Below are 19,106 nucleotides of genomic sequence, written 5' to 3' on the forward strand. Positions count from 1 at the left end.
ATGAATAGGACATCTTTACAATGGGGGAACACTTTGGATATGAATTAAAAGTGCTTTTCAAAATCGTAACGTTTCGATGAATTTATTATATCCTCCTTTGGTAGCGATTTCAACACCCTTTGGAGAAAATTATAAATTATTTTTTATAGGCTGGTAGCTACGCTCCAGAGCGTTCTTACGATTGTTGTTAAAATCATATTCCTATTATGGCTCAACATATTAATCAGTGCTTGACAATCTTTGGTGTGGGAGGCTACGTAGCAGAGAGTGGTTTCAACCGCTGTTAAAGTCCCACTTTTTTTATAACTTTTCTTGAATTGATAAAAGTGGGACTTTAAAGGCGGCCACTATCGCTTTTCCACCATCTCTCTGCTCCTCCGCTTCGTTTGCCTATTGTCAAGCACCAAGTTTAAGATTAAGCCCGTATTACTTTTCTTATATTTATGGCTTTTATCGCAGTGTAGGTTATGCTTAAATTTATTATAATATACATAAATTTATAGTGTAACCAACCAATTTTTTCCTTTAATTCATAGAATAGATTTATTATCTATTATTCTTCTATATATTAGACTAGAAAATTAGTGTACGTAGCTGGAATATGTTACATTAGATAGTAATAACTTATGACTATTAATAAGGAGTCGGCTATGCGCTCATCCTCACAGAATCAGTCTGATTTATTTTCGTTATTATATAAAACTAGCTTGATCATCCTCTCTGTATTGTTATTCCTTAGCTTCATTATGACTGCAAATGTTAGTGCAGATAGTAATGCAGATAACAGTGCAGATAACAGTGCAGAAAATAGCAAAGGTAATAGTGGAAATGATAACAAGCTGATTATTGGCCCTTCCAGCTCTCAGGAAGTAGAAGCCTTTATAGATAGCTTTATTAACTCTAGCAGTATTAAGCCTTATTTGGCTGGTGCTGTAGTTAGTGTTGTCAGAGATAAAAGCATCCTATTAAATAAAGGGTATGGCTATAGTAATTTAGAGAAACGTATCCTTGTTGATGCAAATAAAACTCAATTTCGTGTGGCCTCCATATCTAAGACGCTAACAGCGACCGCAATTATGCAGTTACAGGATCTGGGCAAGCTTGCACTTGATAAAGATATAAATCAGTATACGGGAAATTTAATCGTTCCTAACCTCACTGAGAAAGCATTAACGCTAAAACACCTGCTGACACACACGAGCGGGTTTAATTACACAGACAGCGGAGTCACCGTCAGGAGCTATAATACGAATATTTCGCTTGAAAATTTTATTTATAAAAATATGCCAACGGTTACAACCGACCCAGGTAAGGCATACCGTTATGATAATTACAGCTATGCGTTACAAGGCTATATTGTACAAAAAATTTCTGGTATGCCTTATGAAAATTATATACAACGTCACATTTTTGATCCATTGGAAATGTATAACAGCCACTTTTATTTAACACCTAATAAGCTAGGTGATCTAGCTACGCCGTACAACAAAAAGCATGAGCCTATGCCTCAATATATCGTGTCCTCAAACATTTCACCTGACAGTGGGATGATCACGACAGGGAAGGACATGAGCAACTTTATGATCGCGATGTTAAATAAAGGAGAATTTAAAAACGAATCTATATTATCTCCAGACTCTGTGGCGACCATGCAAAAGCTAGACTACTCTATTCATCCTGATGTCCCTGGTGTAGGTTATGGTTTTGAATCCACCTATAATGAATATAACAATGGCCGTTATATCATTAGTAAAGCTGGTGATCTACCAGGCTTTCATTCCGACTTCTGGTTGCTTCCTAAAGAAGGAGTAGGATTATTTATTGTATACAATAGTGACAAGCTTGACCTTCGAGGGAGGTTGCTTGAAGCTTTTATGCAGCATTACTATCCTTCTCCTACTGCGACAGCCAAGGGATCTAAGGGATCTGCCTCCAATCGAGGCTTGCGAGACTTTACAGGGTATTATCGTGATCTAAGACAAGCTTCATGGACCTATTATATTACTGCCACAGAAGATCAATTAATCGTAAAGGACAATTATGGTATCCATAAGCTTAAAAGAGTGCAAGACTTATTATTTATGGATGATAAAGGTCGACAAGCCGCATTTAAAATAGATGCACAAGGAGATATCACCTATTTCTATTACAATAAATCAGACAGTTGGGCGATCAAGCTACCTGAGCCAGAGCTATACAGCGATGTATCTAGTGACAATCCTTATGCTCCTTCCATCTATCGCCTTAAACAATTGGGCGTATTACCTCAGGAAAGTGGTCGATTTGCTCCAGAGGCTCCAATTACAGGCAGTGAGTTTCTCCAGCAAGCGATGACCGTGACAGGGTTATATACAGCAACAACTAATTTATCGGCTAATCAAAGCTATGCTAAAAACAATTCGATCAATACGACATTAATGCAAACTGCAAATAGGTTAGGTATTATCTCCAATACGGACCTGCGGTCCTTTAGAATGGATCAGCCAATTTCTAGAGAACAAGCTGCAACTGTATTATGGCGTATCGTGCAAAATCAAAAAAATATTCCTTCTATGACAGCAAAGCTAGCAGGGAAGCAAAGTAATTGGGCGGTAGAAGGCGTATCGTTTGTTGTGTTGCTTCGATTGTATGGTCCAGAGGTAACGATTGATCTGGATGGGAGTATCAACTACCAATCCCAGAAATATATGTCTAGGCAAGAATCTGCTATTATGCTAGATAAGTTAGTTAATGTGTTGTATTAATTAAGACTCAACACAGAAATCGGTTTCTTGACAATCTATAAAGTAAGAGGCTACATAGCAGGGAGTGGCTTCAACCGCTGTTAAGGTCCCATTTTCTTTATAACATGTATTGAGTGGGTGAAAAATGTGACCTTAAAGGCGGACGCGTTCGCTTCTCCACCATCTCCCTGCTCCTTCGCTTCATTTAGCTTATTGTCAAGTACCGATTTTAAGATTGAGCCTTAATTAAATAGGTTTAGAGAATAGAAAAGGGCGTCTAACAGTCTTAATTGACTGCTAAACGCCCTTTTCTTTTAAGAGAAGTAAGGAAGTAAGCTTAACTGCATATATGCATTAAGCCCTTTCTATATATCAATCTTTAAGCTATAGCCCTCGACCGCCACTCCTGGTGTACGCTCAATCGCTAACTTATGATCTTCAGAGAAGCCAATCGTTTCTCCATGTCTTAAAATTACATTGTTTTCAATGACATGAGTAACGATCAAAAATAATACTTCATACAATTTGGAAACGTCCTGTTGTGAATCAATCACTTCAATTTCATCTTTTCCAAACACTTTAAGTCCTGAAGTATACATGTTACGCCCATTCTCACCACGATACAAACCAATAAATATCCATAAAGGGATTGGCGAAACATTCTCTTTTAACGCTTTTGCTGCATCAATATAATATCCTGCTTCATGTACCATTGGATGCATATATAAGGCAATTGCATGAGGCATACGTAATAAAGAGCTCGCAACCTTTGTAAACAAAGTGTAGGCTTCAGTGACATTCTTGTGATCCATCACAGATACAATAATTTGTGCCTTATGGGTAGAAGTAACTTGCTCTGCTTCTGGCCATAAGAAGTTGCGACCTGCATTTTCCTCTACCTCTTGGTTAGGAATCGGAGCTGGGATATATCCACACACTACCTTCATTCCATCTACTTCGAAAATCAACGTTTCTTCTTCGGTTTGTACATCTACTGAAAGATTCCAATCCTCCTGCATCGCAGCAACAAACACATCAAAATCATATTGACATTCATCGAGTAAAATAAATCCAAGAATAGGGCCCTGCTCTGGCTCAGCTACTGGAGGTGCAGGTTTAGTTGGAACTGGGTTGGTTTTTCTCTTTAATCTATCTAATAAACCCATGATTTTATCCTCCTTTCACAATTAATTATTCATACCGCAATTAATTTTTACCGCAGCATTTCTTATATTTTTTCCCACTGCCACAAGGACATGGGTCATTGCGACCAATCTTCTCTACCGTTACAGGTTTTTTGTTCGGAATTGCAAATGGTGTTGCGCCTGTACGGAAGTTTCCAGGGATTTTGCTCATCTCAATCGGTGTATATCCACAGTTTGACCAAAATCTAGTATGGTTATATACATCAGCAATTAATGCAATAATTTGCTCCGCTTGATCTTTATTATGAAACTGAATATCACGGCGTTCAAATTCATATACAATTTCCTGCAAGGTTGACTCGTTAGAGCATGCAAGCTGAATATCATCAATTAAATACTCTCGCATCTCTGGGTCTGTACATAACTCTACAGCTAAATATTTATCAAGCGCCTTTAACTGTGGTGTCATTTCAAAATACATATCATCTGCATATTGCAGTAATGTCTCTTGATCCGGTACATAATGAGGTTTGTTTTGTATTTTTTGAAATAATTCCTTATATTCCTTTTCATCCTCAGACACGAGTAAAGCCTGATTCACAATATATCCATCATGTGCAACAAAATATTGCTCACGCTTTAAAAATTCATCCATGTAGCTTGTTATTTCTTCTAAGCTTAGCTTTTCCTCATGTTGATCATTATAAATTTCATGCAGCATTTCAGTAGTGAAAATACCATATAGGTTGTTCAAAGCAAGTACATATTGGAAAATGTACATCCGCTTTTCATAAGCCTCATTAAAAGCAGCTGTATTCATTTTATGGAAAGCTTGTACGATCTCATCTGGCATTACAATATATAGCTTCTTATCATTAAAATAAGTATAAACTACACCACGCTCAAGTAAATAAACGTATTGGCCATATGGAATATAGTTGTCCTGCTGAACAGGATTTTCAACTAAAGATTTAAATAAATCCCATTCATCAAATGCCGCTTCTAATAAAATACTTTCTAAATTAGCAGGTTCCGTTAACCATTGCTGCAAAGCAAGAGCTAACTCCTCCTTTTTCAATTTAGAACGACCCGCTATTTTGTTCGCTGTTGCTAGCGCAGACAATTTAGTCTTTGACATTCCTAATAATGTTTCTGACAAGCTTGTTGTTACATCACCAATAATGGCATGTTGAATATTTTGTTCTTCAAGCATTAACTTCAAATTCTCCAAAAAAGGCACACCTCTTCCAAATAATCACGATCTGTCACACATCTAGATTCTACTTTTAAAGACCTATCTATTCATTATACATGAATCTGTTATTCAAAGGGATACTTTAGTCCCCATTGCCCACGCATCTTGTCTAAAATTCTAATAATATTCAAAGACTCATTTAAGGAAATAATCGGACATTCTTTTTCTCCTGCTAATATTAAACGTCCTACCTCTTCTGCTTCATAAGCATAACCATGAGACGCGCGTGGCGCTGAAAATGTTTCAGCCTTAGCATCATTTACCTGTAATGTCGCTTCATTTGCATATAAAAAAGTAGGAATGTGAATATGACCTTTTGTACCATAAATATAAGCATCGTTATTTAGCGCCAATCGTACAGCACCAGTTACTAAGGCAGCTTTCCCAGCACCATAATCTAATAGTGCAGAAAAATGCTCATCCACCCCTGTTTGCCCAATCTCAGCACTACTTGAAATATGGATTGGATTAGCACCAAAAATCATCGCCGCAAAGGATACGGGATAAATACCAGCATCTAACAAAGCTCCTCCACCAAGCTCTGGGTTTAATAGTCTCCCTTGTGGATTCCATTCACTATGAAAACCAAATTCAGCACGAACCTGCTTAACCTCACCAATCTGTCCCTGCTGAATCCATTCTCTCACCTTTACGATTGCAGGTAAAAAGCGTGTCCACATCGCTTCCATCATAAACACATTTTTTTGTCTGGCAAGTGCAATTAATTTTTCCAAATCGTTTGCATTTACAGTAAAAGGTTTTTCGCACAATACAGCCTTCCCCGCCTGCAACGCTAACGTCACATGCTCAATATGAAAAGGATGAGGTGTTCCAATATAAATAACATCAACGTTGGGATCTGCGACAAGCTCCTCATAACTTCCATATGCTTTAGGAATATTCATATTTTCTGCAAATTTAGTAGCACTTTCAAGTGTTCGAGAACCAACAGCAATAGCTTCACCATTATCAACATATTGTAAATCACTTGCAAAACGATCCGCGATCCAGCCAGTTCCCATGATGCCCCAGTTAACCTTTTTCTTTATTGCAGAATTCATATGAATACCTCCTAAAAAATAAATGTAGTTAAGTAATCTTACCCATTATAACATTTAATAAAAAAACCAAACAAAAAGATGCGCTACTTACTAAACTGTATACACAATGCTTTTCTATAATACATTCAACTATTTACTATTTAGCGCTATCTATTACTCCTTGAGGAATCATAATTTTTTTAATGTTATTGTGTTTAGAAACATTAATGGTCATATCTAATTCAACCAACACCTTTTGTCCTGCCTGCTCACCTTCCATCATAATTTTCATTTTGTGCTCTAATGGATAGAATGTTCTTTTTTGTATTTTACTTGTTAATCTTATATACTTAACATTCATCATTTGTAAGCTATCGCCTAGTATTTCTTCTGCTACTTTTTTTGCTTTGTCAGCTTGGTCTTCACCACTTACTTGAGCCTCAATCACATAATTTTCGCCTTCCGTAGTCATTTTAGTTATCTCACGCACAATTGTAAATGTATGTAATTGACTTGATACATCTATACTTGCTTCAATAATCTGAGAAAAATCATTCTCAATATCTTTTTTTGTATATATCCATGTACCATCCACTGACTCATAAATATCATCTTTTATCATATACTGCTCTAATTTGCTATTTTCATTATCTGATTTCATGTTAAGTAATACATGCATTTGAACAGGATCATTAATATATTCTTGTTGAACTGAAATGTTCACCTTCCGTTGATTCTCTTTATTTCCCTCTTGAACATTTTCAATATGTACTAGGGATAAATCTACAGCATAACTCTTTAGCTTCTCAGCTACCTCAGATTGTTCAATTAATTCATCTAAGAGAGATAAAGCACTGTCATTCTCGGACCTTGTTTCATAACTAGCTTTAGATTCATTTACTTCCGATCGATTTACTAATGGATGTCCCCCTTTTTCCGCATTAAAGCCCCATATTGTCACACCAACTACTAAAAATAATGCAGGTAAAATCCTTAAATATTTTTTCAATATAAAAATCCCCCTATTTTTATATAATCCAGTTCATTTAAGCAAAAATACGGATTATATAAAAGGGGGATTAAGACCTAAAAAATTTTAAAACTAGTACCTTTATGCTACTACATACGGACTTTATATCTATATTTATCCTTTACTTCGTAGCGCTATCTAATGCTTCTTGAGGAACCTTGATTTCTGTAATTTCGTTGTGCTTGGAGAAGCTAATGTCCATGTCCATATCCATTGCCATCTTTTGTCCATCTTGCTCCATGTCCATAACAAGCTTAACTTTAGAGGAAACTGGATACAAGGTATCTTTTTGAACTGCCGTAGTCATTTTCATTTCAGTAATGTTCATCATATCTAACATTTGGGATACTTGTGCACCGTTAGCACCTGCACCTGCATTTTTGCTTAATACTTCTTTTGCTAATTCTTTGATTTTATCGCCACTTACATCAGCATTAATAATGTAGTTATCGCCTTCAGCCGTAATTTTAGCTTGATCTCCAAGTGATTTAAATTGCTCTAATTGCTGAGCTACATCTGCGTTACCTTCAGTAGATTTAAGCACTTCATCAATCGAAGCGTCTTTAGTGTGCATCCATTGACCGCTAACAAGCATATACATTCCGTCTTTAGTTACATATTGCTCGATATCTTGTTTTTGCTCACCTGAATCCATGTTTGTGACGATATGCATTTGAACAGGGTCACCAATATATTCTGCTTTCATTGTAAGGTTCATGTTTTGCTCTTGCTTTTGCTCGCCTTGCTCCATCTTCATATTTTGCTTTGAAGAGATTTCCATTGCATAGCTTTTTAGTTCTTTCGCTTCCTTGGCTTGTTTAATTAATTCATCTAAGGTTGGTGCAGCTGCGTTGCCTTCAGTTTTGCTAGTATTTTCTGTTTTAGCTCCGTTTGCTGACGTTGTGTCTCCTTCTTTTGCTTTTGAGCCACATGCCGTAATACTAACCGCTAAAACTAATGTAAGTAATAATCCTGCCCATTTCTTCAATGTAAAAATCCCCCTAATTAATTTATATAATCCAATTCATTTAAACAAATATAGTGATGAAAAGAAAGGTGAATATAGAACTAAAAAAGCAGTAATAAATGTTTTAAAACTAGTACTTTCGTCTATTTCTATAATAAAAATATGACTTTTTTACATTTAATACAATTTTAAGTGATTGTATTTTAGTAAATTTAGTTCACACTTTTCACTGCTTCTTCAGGCACCAAAATCTCCTTTATTTCATTATGCTTTGACAAAGTAAGGTATGTATCAAAGCGTGATACCATCTTCTCCTCACCTGCTGCCATATGCAAGATCAGGTTTGAGGTTGATGAAATTAAATATAAATCTTGCTTATCCATAATCATTTCTAACTTCAATTCAATGTCATTTACAAGGTTAAACATACCCTCTAATTGAGCTTCGTCTTCTTCCGATGGCGTCCCAGTTGCATCCATCATCATTAAATATCTAGCTAAACCTAGCACCTTCTCCCCTTTTAAGTCGGCAGTAAGGACATATTGATCGGCATTAGCTAAAATTTTTACCTCATCCCCAACAGAAGAAGCCAATTGCTCCAACATAAGCAGAACTTTTGCATTTTCATCTGAGAACATTTCATAATTTTTATCAGGTGGGTGGAAACTCCATTTTCCTTCAAAAAGAGTATAACTTCCTATACCGGACTTATAATAATCCTCAGTCGTAGTCTTCTCCCCTGATACTTCCAATTCTGTTACTATATGTGATTGTTCTGGCTTAACAATATAATCCCCTGTCGATTTCATTTTCATATAATCCTCTTGGCGATCGGTGCCCTGTTCCATCACAAAGTTTTGCTCATAGCTGCGTACAGCAGTGTAGCTATTAAGTGTGTAAGACGATGACTTTACCTGTTCGATCAGATCACTGAAGTTCATTGTAGGGGAATCTTGTTCATTTTTTGTGTCCCCTGTCACATCTGTACCACTTTTGTTCGTTGAACTTCCCTCTTGTGCTGTTTTTTCCTTTGTGCCGCATGCTGTAATACTAATTAATAACATAACTAATATTAGCATGCCTAACCATTTCCTCAAAAACTGTAATCCCCCTTTAATTTAGGATCATTTTTTAGATACATAGTTGCCAAAATGAAGATGGTAGCTACGAAACAGAGGGTTCTTCCGATCGTTGTTAAAACCAGATTTCTTCGATCATAGCACATTTGGGGTTGAAATCTGTTTTTAAATACGAACGTTTCACTTCTCCAGAATCCCTCTGTTCCTTTGCTAATGTGAGATGTTTGTCAACTACTTATTCTAAATGATAAACCTGAAATTAGATTTTTCTTAAAAATTACTTCTTTTATATTTAAACCATTATTCATAAATCAAAACAGGTAGACATCATTTTTATCGTTATGTGCATACTATTGATTAGTTGTTTATCGTCAAGAAGCAACAGGTGTGAATTGTATCAACTTCGCGCCTAGCCTAATATACTGCATTAATTAACGTAAGGTCACATGGGGGGAATTTTACTTATGAATGAAAAAAGGTTGCCTTCAGTCGCTTATTTCAGTATGGAGTTTGGACTTCATTCTGATTTTAAAATGTATGCTGGCGGACTTGGCATTTTAGCTGGTGATTACATTAAGGGCGCCAGAGATATTGATGTACCAATTGTAGGTATAGGCCTAAAATGGAAACAAGGTTATACGGATCAGTTTATAAATGATCAAGGACAGCCTTACGATTCTTATCATAATTACACCTATGATTTTCTTGAAGATACAGGTGTTAAGGTGACTGTTGAAATTAGAAAAATCCCTATCCAATGCAAAGTGTGGAAAACAGAGCATTTTGGCAATAACCCGTTATATCTGCTTGATACGGATATTCCTGAAAATGGGGATACATGGATTACGGGTCAATTATATGGTTGGTTTGGCGAGGAAAGAGTGGCACAAGAAATCGTTTTAGGTATTGGTGGTATTCGTGCATTACGGGCTCTTAATATTCCAATTGATGTGTATCACTTTAATGAAGGTCACGCCATTTTAGCTGCAGTTGAACTAATAAATGAGAAACAACACAATGGATTACCGTTCCAAGAGGCATGGGAGAAGACACGTCAAGAGGTTGTGTTCACTACACATACCCCTATCGTTGAAGGAAATGAAACCCATCCACTTGATCGTTTAGATTATATGGGTGCATTTAACGGATTAACACGTGAACAAATGATTTTAATTGGCAATGACCCCTTTAATATGACCGTTGCAGGCTTAAGATTATCCCGTAAATCTAATGCAGTTGCTCAACTACATGCAGTAACCGCCAACAAAATGTGGGAACATGTACAAGGTAGGTCTGAAATTATCGGCATTACTAATGCAATCCATACTCAGACATGGGTGGACCCCCGTATTCTATCAGCCTTTGAGCAAAATGGAGACCTATGGGTTGTTCATCAACAGTTAAAATCTGAGCTTATCCAATTTATTGCTGAACGTACGGGCATACATTTAGAGCAAAACAATTTATTAATTGGTTTCTCAAGACGTGCTGCACCTTATAAGCGAAGTGATCTAATTTTCTCCAAGCCCGAAAAAATTGAACCTTATTTGCAATCTGGTAAAATTCAAATTGTCTTTTCGGGTAAGGCACACCCACTTGATGATGTTGGTAAAAAAATTGTAAGTAACCTTGTTGACATGATGAATCGATATCCAAAAAGTGTAGTCTTCCTTGAAAATTACGATATGGAAATTGGGGCAAAGCTAACGCGTGGCGCTGACATTTGGCTGAACAATCCAAGAAGACCATTAGAAGCTAGTGGGACGTCTGGCATGAAGGCTGCGATGAATGGTGTACTAAACTGCTCTATTTTAGATGGCTGGTGGCCTGAGGCGTGCCTAGATGGTGAAAATGGATGGGCGATCGGTGATGGGCTTGAAACGACAGACTTTGATTATTTGGATGAACATGATAGTAATGCTTTGTACGATGTGTTATTAAACAAGGTGTATCCTACTTATTATGATAATCAGCCTCGCTGGAAGGAAATGATGCATAAAAGCATTGAAACAACCTATGCTGCCTTTGCAATGCCTAGAATGATCCTCGAGTATTATGATAAATTATATAACGGCTCTAAGTAGTCGCACATAGTGTAAATAAAGTGGGTATTCCTCCAGCGACGAAAACTCGTCTTTCGGAATACCCACTTATATCTTAAAATTTGTGATTCATATTAATTAGTGGTTGACCACATCCCAAGCTAGCGAAAGGAGCAGAGAGATTCTGGAGAAGTGGAACGTTCATCTCTTAATCAGATTTCAATCATCAAGTTGCTATAAATAATAAGGAATCTGGTTTTAACAATGATCGTAAGAACTCTCTGTCCTGTAGCCCTTCATCTCCAATATTGGCAACCAGTAATTTTTGAAATCAAATTTTTTAAACTAATATTAACTTCAGAGTGGTTAGGATAATCCCCACTATAAAACCACATACGGCCCCGTTTAGACGAATCCACTGCAAGTCATGCCCAACCTTATCCTCAATAAGTTCAATTAAAGCATCGTTATCCAGCTTGTTCAAATTTTCTTCAACTAGATCTCCAATTTTAGAGTGATGCTTATCGAATAATGCAGCTGCTTGCTCCTGCACCCATTCCTCCATTTGCTCCAAAAGTAGAGGATTATTATCTAATTTATCCACAATTTTTTGTAACATAGGCACTAATATTTCAGCCCGAAACTCCTCTGTTTGAATATAAATAGAAAGTTGTTGCAAGCTTTGCTCAATCCATTTTTGAAGCTTTCCACTTTCTTTCCAATTCTCAATTACATTTACTTTTAATTCTCTGAGCTGATTCATTAGCTTAGTTGATTTAGATATATTTAAAAGCTCATTTTGAATAAAATAGAGCATTTTGTAACGCTCTTGATGATCAGGTATTTTCCATTCCCGTACTTTATCTAACAGGAACGTTTGTAGCATGCTACCTAATTTATCTTCATCTAGATAGCTTGTAAATGCACCCAAGGCAAACTTCATGAGTCCATTAAGCTGAATAGAATTAACACGTTGCATCGCTAAACGCCCCATTAAATCTTTAGCTTCGTCTTGGGACAGCCATTGCTCAGCACGTTCTAATACATAATTTAGCGTTTGCTCATCCGCCTGCTCACGAATAAGTCGTTTAAATAAGGACTCTAATACGTCCTCTTCATGAATATTGCTCGCTATTTTATCAAGCCAATTTCCAGCATACTTCGTTATTGCTTCTGGGGAAAGCTGATCCAATGCGATCTGTAATGTCCGTATAATGCTATCCTGTACAGCAACATCAGAAACCGAGGCTTTAAGCTTATTAAGAACGATCCCAGAAATATTCACACTTTTTATTTTATTTGTAACACTTTCCCGATTCAAAAGCTCTGTTTCAACCATCGTTTTAATGGCATTCACCATTTTCTCCCTGTTTTTAGGAAGCAATGCAGTATGGGGAATTTTAATGCCAAGTGGATGACGGAATAAAGCGGTAACTGCAAACCAGTCTGCCAAGCCCCCCACTAATCCTGCCTCAAAACCACCTTGCAGCAAGGCCATACCTGTACCTGAAAAAGGAAGCGTCGCAGCAAAACCGGCGCCCATTACACCTAGTGATATATTTGCCATACGATAGGTTTTCTTTTTATGTTTTCTCTGTTTTCTCATATGTTCTCACCACTTCTTCGAATTGTTACACTAATCATGTTATACCATAGAAGGAGGTCACAATCCAAACTTCATGGTGGTGTACATTACTGAAATAAAAAAGGCAAGCGCTATATTGCGCCCACCTTTTTAGAATTACTATTTTATTTAGAATTATTGTGGTATAGAAGGTTCAGAAGCTGAATTCTCTTCTTTTTTTGCTTTTTTTGAGGTTGATTTCGTGAATTGCCAAGCCGTTACAATCGCCAGTACAAAGAAAAGATAGTCCATTGGCTCAAGTGTGCTGATGATCGATTCTTTATAAGCAGCCCAAATTTCACTATTGAAATAACCAGTATCATACAGCTGATTTGCAAAATAACTAATTGCAATATACTTCCCTAAAAAGATGCCAAATATGCTGCCCACAACCGCATACAACTGATGAATAAAGTTAATATTTCTTTTAGCAAAAATAGCAACTAAAAATCCAGTCAGTGCCCCGGTAGCTAACGCTACGTAACCAACCTCATAATCTGTTGCAATGGCGATACCTCCCCAAATAGCGCCACTTAGCAAAATACCAAGGAATGCCCCTACTAATGGAATAACATAATTTTTTTCTTCATTCATTAAATTCCCTCCAACCCTAATCATAATTATGAATATTTTATGTCTTAGCTAGGATACATTATTTTATTTTCATTTCACATGAAAAATATTCCATTTTTAACCCTAATATATAGTAATTAGGACTCAATTTTAGCAAATTTGACCTTCAATATCTCTTATAGTTAATACATATTCAGCTTTAATAATATTCAATAACTTTTATATAGCAAGTTTAATTAATAAAAATAATAGCATCTCGTAACTTAATATAAATTAATGACTTAATTACATTTTTTACTTTGAATGTTATACTAAAGTTGTATTCGAGGTGATAATATGGCACAAACTAATGAAACCAAATTATGTCCAAAATTTGAAAGAGGAATCCAACTTGCCACTAAACGATGGGCTTGTCTCATTATCCATCAACTACTTGAAGGTCCTAAACGATTTTGTGCAATTGAAACATCATTAGGTATTAGTGGTAGATTGTTATCTGAACGACTAAAGGAACTGGAGCAGGAAGGGATTATTCAGCGGAACGTCTATGACGAGACACCTGTACGAATTGAATATGTGTTAACTGAGAAGGGAAAAGCCTTCGAGGAAGTACTCAAATCGCTTCAAACTTGGTCACAAAGTTGGATAAAGATTGAAGGCTAACTCTCTACTCAAAATTATCAAAAAAACCAATCAAGGCTAGCTATACCAAACATACATAATGTTTGATGTAGCTAGCCTTGATTATTTCATAATCAATCCATAAGCTCCTTTAAAATGCGTTCAGGATGATTTAGAAACGATTTCGTTAATATATAATGATCTGTCTGATCATAGGTTGTAGGCTCAATAACCTCATCACGAATTACAAAAACATCTGCATTTGGAAATGCCATTAAAATTGGTGAATGGGTTGCAATTATAAACTGACTCCCCTGCTGAACCAAATCATGCATTCTTGATATTAGTGCAAACTGTCTTGCAGGCGATAATGCGGCTTCTGGCTCATCTAAAATGTATAATCCAGATCCACGAAACCTGTGCAAAATTAGTGCCATAAAGCTTTCACCATGAGACTGGTGGTGAAGTGATCTTCCTCCGTAACTCTCATATAAACCTGGTCTTTCCTGATCTAGCTTTTCAATTTCTGAAGCTACGTTATAGAAGCTTTCTGCTCTTAGAAAATAGCCATCTGTTGGGCGTTTTACTCCTTTAATTAACGTAATATACTCATCTAAAGGAGAGTGAGTGTTATTCGTTGAAAAGTTAAAATCCCTAGAACCCCCCTCAGGGTTAAATCCATAACCTACAGCTATCGCCTCTAACAAAGTCGATTTTCCACTTCCATTTTCCCCAACAATAAAGCTTACTGCTTTATTAAAATTTAACATTTTTAATGCTTGAATGAAGGGCAAATTGAAAGGATATGAATGTAAGTCAACGTCTGCCAGCTCCAATCGGATCCCCCGCACATATAACTTACTTATACTCATTATTTATGATCCGCTGGAAATACTAATCCAATTTGCTTTCGAGTCTCTTCCATAATTTCAGCGACAGTTAATGAGTTACTAAGTGAATTTATATCACTTTCCGCTCTACCACTCTTAATTAGATCCGCAAATTCGACTGCCTCATAATACATAGATTCCTGTGTCTGTGATTGAGTTAAATCTTCAATCGTTCCATCACGATAGTAAATTTTTACTTGATAAGGCCCATTAATTTTATCAATGACCATCGTGCCATTTTCACCTTGGATTTCAGCAGGTAGATAGGAGTCTGTAATTTTTGAATACATAATAACAGCATCCATCTCCTTATATTTCAATAATATGCTGCCTTCACCGTCTACACCCGACGATAACAACATCCCTGAAGCTTTTATTTCATCTGGCTTGCCAAACAACGTAACTAATGGATAAATGCAATACACGCCAATATCCATCAATGCACCATTAGAAAATTCAGGATTAAATGCATTTAACACTTTTCCTTGCTTAAAGGCATCATAACGAGAAGAGTATTGACAATAGCTAGCAAAAAAACGGCGAACCTCACCAAGTTTATACAAATTGTCGCGGATCACTCTAAAGTTAGGCATTAGCGTTGATTTTAGCGCTTCCATAAGCACAACGCCATTTTCCTTCGCCACTTCAATCATCGCGTTTAGTTCCTTTGTATTGGAAGCCATTGGCTTTTCACACAACACATGTTTTCCATGCTCCAGACATAAAATCGATTGCTCAGCATGAAGAGAGTTAGGACTCGCAATATAAACAGCATCTAATAAATCACTTTGTGCCATCTTGTTCAAATCCGTAAATATTTCAATATCCTGATTATATTTCCCAGCGAAGTCTTTTGCCTTTTCCTCCGAACGGGAATATACCGCAGTCAAAACAAGATGGTCTGTCTCCATAGCCGCAGCAATAAAGCGCTCTGTTATCCAGTTAGTTCCAATAACACCATATCGTATCACAGTTTCTTTATCCCCTTTTTTGTAAAATAGTATGTCTATTTTCTCATCCTTGTTATGCTTTGTCCACTCCTCTAGTTTAGTTATTCATTCTGCATTACCTTGCCTCGAAGTATGAACTGATTTACAATATTTATAGGTAGGTATTAATAAGGAGAAGCGAGGTGGTTACATGGAAAATCAGGAGAAACACAATTGGCTTCAGGAAGCAAAATATATTATTAGTGGGGATTCCATTTCCAAGGGCGTTATTTATGATGAGCAACGAAAAAAGTACGTAGTACTAGAAAATAATTACGTGTCATTGCTGCAATCTAAATTAAAAGGCGCTGTTCGCAATACAGCACGCTTTGGAAATACATTAGTCAAAGGGATTACCAATCTGAAGAGGGATATCCTTAAGGAAAAACCAAACATCGTCTTAATTGAATATGGCGGTAACGATTGTGATTTTAATTGGAACGAGATTGCTGATAATCCACATGCCGAGCATAATCCCAAAACTGATTTTAATGTGTTTGAAAAAATGCTGATTGAAACGGTTGAGTATTTACGAAAACAAAATATTATTCCAGTATTGATGAGTCTTCCTCCACTCAATGCCGATAAGTATTTTAAATGGGTTAGCCGTAACAATCCAATTGCTGAACATAACATTATGCAGTGGTTGGGTAGTGTGACTAAAATTTATTGGTGGCAGGAACGTTATAACTCTACAATTTTAAAAGTGTCTGAGCTAACTAAAACCAAAATTATTGATATTCGTGGTGCCTTTTTAGAGCATCCTGATTATACAAAGTTTATTTGTGTAGATGGCATTCACCCAAATGAAGCAGGCCATCAAATTATATGTAACAAGGTGCTTGATTTCATTCAGACTAACTATCAATTTTTATTAAGAGATCATAACGATTTAAAAGGTGTAACCGCTACTGACTAGGAGAATGATATATGACTATTCATAACATGCCTGAAACCTATACAAATTTAATTATGACTGGCTTTATGGGCGTAGGCAAAACAACAGTTGGAAAACTGCTTGCGAGTCAACTGAATTGGCCATTTGTTGATGTTGATCATGAAATCGAATTACAGCATGGCAAAGCGGTTACGCAAATTTTTAAAGAGCTTGGGGAGCCTGCCTTCCGTGAAATGGAAAAGCAGTTTATTACTACATTATGTAAGGATTCAACCCAACAAGTCATTTCATTAGGTGGTGGTGCCTTTTTACAGGAGGAAATTAGACAGGCTTGTCTTGAACATGGTCTTGTTATTTATCTTGATATTAGCTGGGAATCATGGAAAATCCGTTTACCTTACATTCAAGATAGTAGACCCATTTTACAGCAGAAATCGTTAGAAGAGGTTGAACAATTGTTTACTACGCGTCGAAGCTTATATCAGGACCATCATCTCTGTATCCAGATGGATGAGATTGGATTTGAGGAAGCAGCCAAACAAATTATTTCTTCTCTAAATTTATAAACATATTGAGGTGCCTATGAACAACATAACAAAGTTGAATCCAGACCTAAACGAAGATGTATTTGCTTACCAAGCTACTGCAGAGGATGAAACCCACATTAAAGGCCTGATATTGGATACAGCGGCTTGGCTACATAGCAAAGGGCTATCTCAATGGGATGCTTTACTTGAGGGTGAAGACAGTCATAATATAGCAGGTGCGATTTTACGTGGAGAAGTTTTTGCTTTTAAATCACGTCAATTAAATGAACTTATTGGTACTGTTATTTTACAGTTGAATCCAAGTGCTTGGGATTTTAATTTGTGGGGTGAAGGGGATCATTTTCACGATTCTTCGATTTATCTTCATCGACTAGCTGTAAGTCGTTCTTATGGTGGCAAAGGATTAGGTGGGCTAATTTTAGGCTGGTCTGAGCGAGGGATAAGCTTTGCTAATAAAGACCGTATCCGTCTTGACTGCGTCGCGCATAATGAGCATTTAAATCAGTTTTATCTAAAATCAGGTTATGAATATAAGGGCATCAAAGATGGCTGGAGTAAATATGAGAAACTGATTGCTACAAAATAAAAAAGAGTAAAACAAATTCATCTATTAAAACATAAATCCCCCCCTAAAGACCAGTTTTTAGATCACCATGGTCAATTAGGGGGGCCCCATAGCCGTAACGAAACAATGGGCCTAATCCGACAGTGCCCGCATGATATTTGATTTCGCCTCTGCCGCAATGTCTTCATTCCCGTCATCGATCGCTTGCATCAAGATCAGCATGGGGATGTATACCGCGATCAGCCGCGCCAGCAGCTTCGTTTCCTCATCAGCTCCTCCATACGTTTCAAAAAACACGCCGCGAGCGGAAGGTGGTAAAAAGCTATAAGCGACGCTCAAATCGCAAGCCGGATGGCCTACGCTTAGATCGCCCCAATCAATGATGCCGGAAAGGATCCCGTTCTCATTCACAAGCATATTTTTGAAATGAAGATCGCCATGTAGCAGTGCATTTACCGCCTCAACACGATCCTTTTGCAGGCTGTTAATATACACTTCGATCACACCGAACTCCTCCGGCGACAAGTCTCCAACCACCTTCGATAGAAAGCCCTGCATTTTCACTTTGCGCGATGCTATGTCCGTCAAGTTTCGATGATCTTGCTGAACTCCGCACTTCAGCGCCACCTGCACTGGAAACTCATGCAATCTCCGCAAAAATTTCGCCAGCGTCACTGCCGATAAAGCCCTGCGTTCTTCCGTCAAACCGATTGGGAAATCTCCTGGCACGTGGGCATAACCAAGGAATGGTGCCGGGTATTCATCACTTGCTTCGCCATAAAACAACGGTTTCGGATAAGGGATAGTCAAATATGCCTCCAGCTTCGGCAGCAACTCCCCTTCCATACGAATCGCGCCAACTGCAAACGTTCTTCTTGGAAACCGGAATACGTACTCGTCACCGATGAGAAAAACCGTATTGTCCCAGCCCCAGCCTAATCGCTTCACTTGCTTCGATGATAGCTGAGGGAATTGTCTGCCGATCAGGTTCCGCGCCTGCTCTTCGTTAACCTCCCACTCCGCATCCCATACATTTGTTCCTCCCATGAATTGTCTGCCTCCTAGTTCCTTACGTTTTTTAGACATTTACATTCCCTGGAAGTTACGCATAACTGCC

At 37.3% G+C, this 19,106-nt stretch carries 17 protein-coding genes; 6 read left to right on the plus strand and 11 right to left on the minus strand.

Annotated elements, in window-relative coordinates; translation table 11 throughout:
* The first annotated feature begins 626 nt into the window (after positions 1-626).
* Entirely contained in the window at positions 627-2,744 is a 2,118-nt protein-coding gene (locus tag J2Z32_RS01360) for a serine hydrolase domain-containing protein (RefSeq protein ID WP_210087331.1), read from the plus strand.
* A 344-nt stretch (positions 2,745-3,088) separates the two neighbouring features.
* Here J2Z32_RS01360 and J2Z32_RS01365 read toward each other — a convergent pair whose 3' ends face one another.
* The 6 genes from J2Z32_RS01365 to J2Z32_RS01390 form a co-directional block, all read right to left on the minus strand.
* Positions 3,089-3,889, minus strand: coding sequence for a DUF4261 domain-containing protein (locus tag J2Z32_RS01365; protein ID WP_210087332.1), 801 nt, complete (start codon positions 3,887-3,889; stop codon positions 3,089-3,091).
* A gap of 40 nt (positions 3,890-3,929) precedes the next feature.
* Positions 3,930-5,099, minus strand: a complete 1,170-nt coding sequence (locus tag J2Z32_RS01370; RefSeq protein WP_210087333.1) for a YecA family protein — start codon at positions 5,097-5,099, stop codon at positions 3,930-3,932.
* Between the two features lie 89 nt (positions 5,100-5,188).
* Positions 5,189-6,172 carry a Gfo/Idh/MocA family protein gene (locus J2Z32_RS01375; protein ID WP_210087551.1) on the minus strand — a complete coding sequence of 328 codons (984 nt, stop codon included), beginning with the start codon at positions 6,170-6,172 and terminating at the stop codon, positions 5,189-5,191.
* 148 nt (positions 6,173-6,320) lie between these two features.
* Positions 6,321-7,172 carry a DUF6612 family protein gene (locus J2Z32_RS01380; protein ID WP_210087334.1) on the minus strand — a complete coding sequence of 284 codons (852 nt, stop codon included), beginning with the start codon at positions 7,170-7,172 and terminating at the stop codon, positions 6,321-6,323.
* Positions 7,173-7,314: 142 nt separating this feature from the next.
* Positions 7,315-8,181 (minus strand): DUF6612 family protein, encoded by an 867-nt coding sequence (locus J2Z32_RS01385; protein WP_210087335.1) that lies wholly within the window; start codon positions 8,179-8,181, stop codon positions 7,315-7,317.
* 191 nt (positions 8,182-8,372) lie between these two features.
* The gene (locus J2Z32_RS01390) at positions 8,373-9,257 is read right to left on the minus strand and encodes a DUF6612 family protein (RefSeq protein ID WP_210087336.1); all 885 of its coding nucleotides are present in this window, start codon (positions 9,255-9,257) and stop codon (positions 8,373-8,375) included.
* Between the two features lie 446 nt (positions 9,258-9,703).
* Between J2Z32_RS01390 and glgP the strand changes: the two genes are divergently transcribed.
* Entirely contained in the window at positions 9,704-11,323 is a 1,620-nt protein-coding gene (gene glgP, locus J2Z32_RS01395) for an alpha-glucan family phosphorylase (protein ID WP_210087337.1), read from the plus strand.
* A gap of 298 nt (positions 11,324-11,621) precedes the next feature.
* Here glgP and J2Z32_RS01400 read toward each other — a convergent pair whose 3' ends face one another.
* Positions 11,622-12,887 carry a DUF445 domain-containing protein gene (locus J2Z32_RS01400; protein WP_210087338.1) on the minus strand — a complete coding sequence of 422 codons (1,266 nt, stop codon included), beginning with the start codon at positions 12,885-12,887 and terminating at the stop codon, positions 11,622-11,624.
* A gap of 153 nt (positions 12,888-13,040) precedes the next feature.
* On the minus strand, positions 13,041-13,499 hold the full coding sequence (locus J2Z32_RS01405) for a hypothetical protein (RefSeq protein ID WP_210087339.1): 459 nt from the start codon (positions 13,497-13,499) through the stop codon (positions 13,041-13,043).
* Positions 13,500-13,814: 315 nt separating this feature from the next.
* On the opposite strand from J2Z32_RS01405, the gene J2Z32_RS01410 reads away from it, so the two are divergent.
* Positions 13,815-14,141: a winged helix-turn-helix transcriptional regulator gene (locus J2Z32_RS01410; RefSeq protein ID WP_210087340.1), complete on the plus strand. Its 327-nt coding sequence runs from the start codon at positions 13,815-13,817 to the stop codon at positions 14,139-14,141.
* Between the two features lie 92 nt (positions 14,142-14,233).
* Here J2Z32_RS01410 and J2Z32_RS01415 read toward each other — a convergent pair whose 3' ends face one another.
* Positions 14,234-14,971 (minus strand): AAA family ATPase, encoded by a 738-nt coding sequence (locus tag J2Z32_RS01415; protein WP_210087341.1) that lies wholly within the window; start codon positions 14,969-14,971, stop codon positions 14,234-14,236.
* Complete coding sequence (locus J2Z32_RS01420) at positions 14,971-15,957, minus strand: Gfo/Idh/MocA family oxidoreductase (protein ID WP_342453903.1); 987 nt, start codon at positions 15,955-15,957, stop codon at positions 14,971-14,973. Before J2Z32_RS01420 ends, J2Z32_RS01415 begins: the two co-directional genes overlap by 1 nt.
* Positions 15,958-16,129: 172 nt before the next feature.
* Between J2Z32_RS01420 and J2Z32_RS01425 the strand changes: the two genes are divergently transcribed.
* From J2Z32_RS01425 to J2Z32_RS01435, 3 genes are read left to right on the plus strand one after another with little or no spacing between them, the layout of a single operon-like run.
* Positions 16,130-16,897 carry an SGNH/GDSL hydrolase family protein gene (locus tag J2Z32_RS01425; RefSeq protein WP_210087343.1) on the plus strand — a complete coding sequence of 256 codons (768 nt, stop codon included), beginning with the start codon at positions 16,130-16,132 and terminating at the stop codon, positions 16,895-16,897.
* 11 nt (positions 16,898-16,908) lie between these two features.
* The gene (locus J2Z32_RS01430) at positions 16,909-17,442 is read left to right on the plus strand and encodes a shikimate kinase (protein ID WP_210087344.1); all 534 of its coding nucleotides are present in this window, start codon (positions 16,909-16,911) and stop codon (positions 17,440-17,442) included.
* 16 nt (positions 17,443-17,458) lie between these two features.
* Complete coding sequence (locus J2Z32_RS01435) at positions 17,459-18,010, plus strand: GNAT family N-acetyltransferase (RefSeq protein ID WP_210087345.1); 552 nt, start codon at positions 17,459-17,461, stop codon at positions 18,008-18,010.
* A gap of 111 nt (positions 18,011-18,121) precedes the next feature.
* Here the strand turns inward: J2Z32_RS01435 and J2Z32_RS01440 are convergent, their stop codons facing one another.
* A complete protein-coding gene (locus tag J2Z32_RS01440; protein WP_210087346.1) occupies positions 18,122-19,036 on the minus strand; it encodes a phosphotransferase in 915 nt (304 codons plus the stop codon).
* Positions 19,037-19,106 lie beyond the last annotated feature (70 nt).

The organism is Paenibacillus turicensis, assembly GCF_017873435.1.
GTDB classification, from domain to species: Bacteria; Bacillota; Bacilli; order Paenibacillales; family Paenibacillaceae; genus Fontibacillus; species Fontibacillus turicensis.

What these genes read in the sequence shown, in the direction of transcription:
- J2Z32_RS01360 (WP_210087331.1), top strand. Translation starts at nt 627, where the DNA reads ATGACTATTAATAAGGAGTCGGCTATGCGCTCATCCTCACAGAATCAG.
- J2Z32_RS01365 (WP_210087332.1), bottom strand. Translation starts at nt 3,889, where the DNA reads ATGGGTTTATTAGATAGATTAAAGAGAAAAACCAACCCAGTTCCAACT.
- glgP (WP_210087337.1), top strand. Translation starts at nt 9,704, where the DNA reads ATGAATGAAAAAAGGTTGCCTTCAGTCGCTTATTTCAGTATGGAGTTT.
- J2Z32_RS01400 (WP_210087338.1), bottom strand. Translation starts at nt 12,887, where the DNA reads ATGAGAAAACAGAGAAAACATAAAAAGAAAACCTATCGTATGGCAAAT.
- J2Z32_RS01405 (WP_210087339.1), bottom strand. Translation starts at nt 13,499, where the DNA reads ATGAATGAAGAAAAAAATTATGTTATTCCATTAGTAGGGGCATTCCTT.
- J2Z32_RS01410 (WP_210087340.1), top strand. Translation starts at nt 13,815, where the DNA reads ATGGCACAAACTAATGAAACCAAATTATGTCCAAAATTTGAAAGAGGA.
- J2Z32_RS01415 (WP_210087341.1), bottom strand. Translation starts at nt 14,971, where the DNA reads ATGAGTATAAGTAAGTTATATGTGCGGGGGATCCGATTGGAGCTGGCA.
- J2Z32_RS01425 (WP_210087343.1), top strand. Translation starts at nt 16,130, where the DNA reads ATGGAAAATCAGGAGAAACACAATTGGCTTCAGGAAGCAAAATATATT.
- J2Z32_RS01430 (WP_210087344.1), top strand. Translation starts at nt 16,909, where the DNA reads ATGACTATTCATAACATGCCTGAAACCTATACAAATTTAATTATGACT.
- J2Z32_RS01435 (WP_210087345.1), top strand. Translation starts at nt 17,459, where the DNA reads ATGAACAACATAACAAAGTTGAATCCAGACCTAAACGAAGATGTATTT.
- J2Z32_RS01440 (WP_210087346.1), bottom strand. Translation starts at nt 19,036, where the DNA reads ATGGGAGGAACAAATGTATGGGATGCGGAGTGGGAGGTTAACGAAGAG.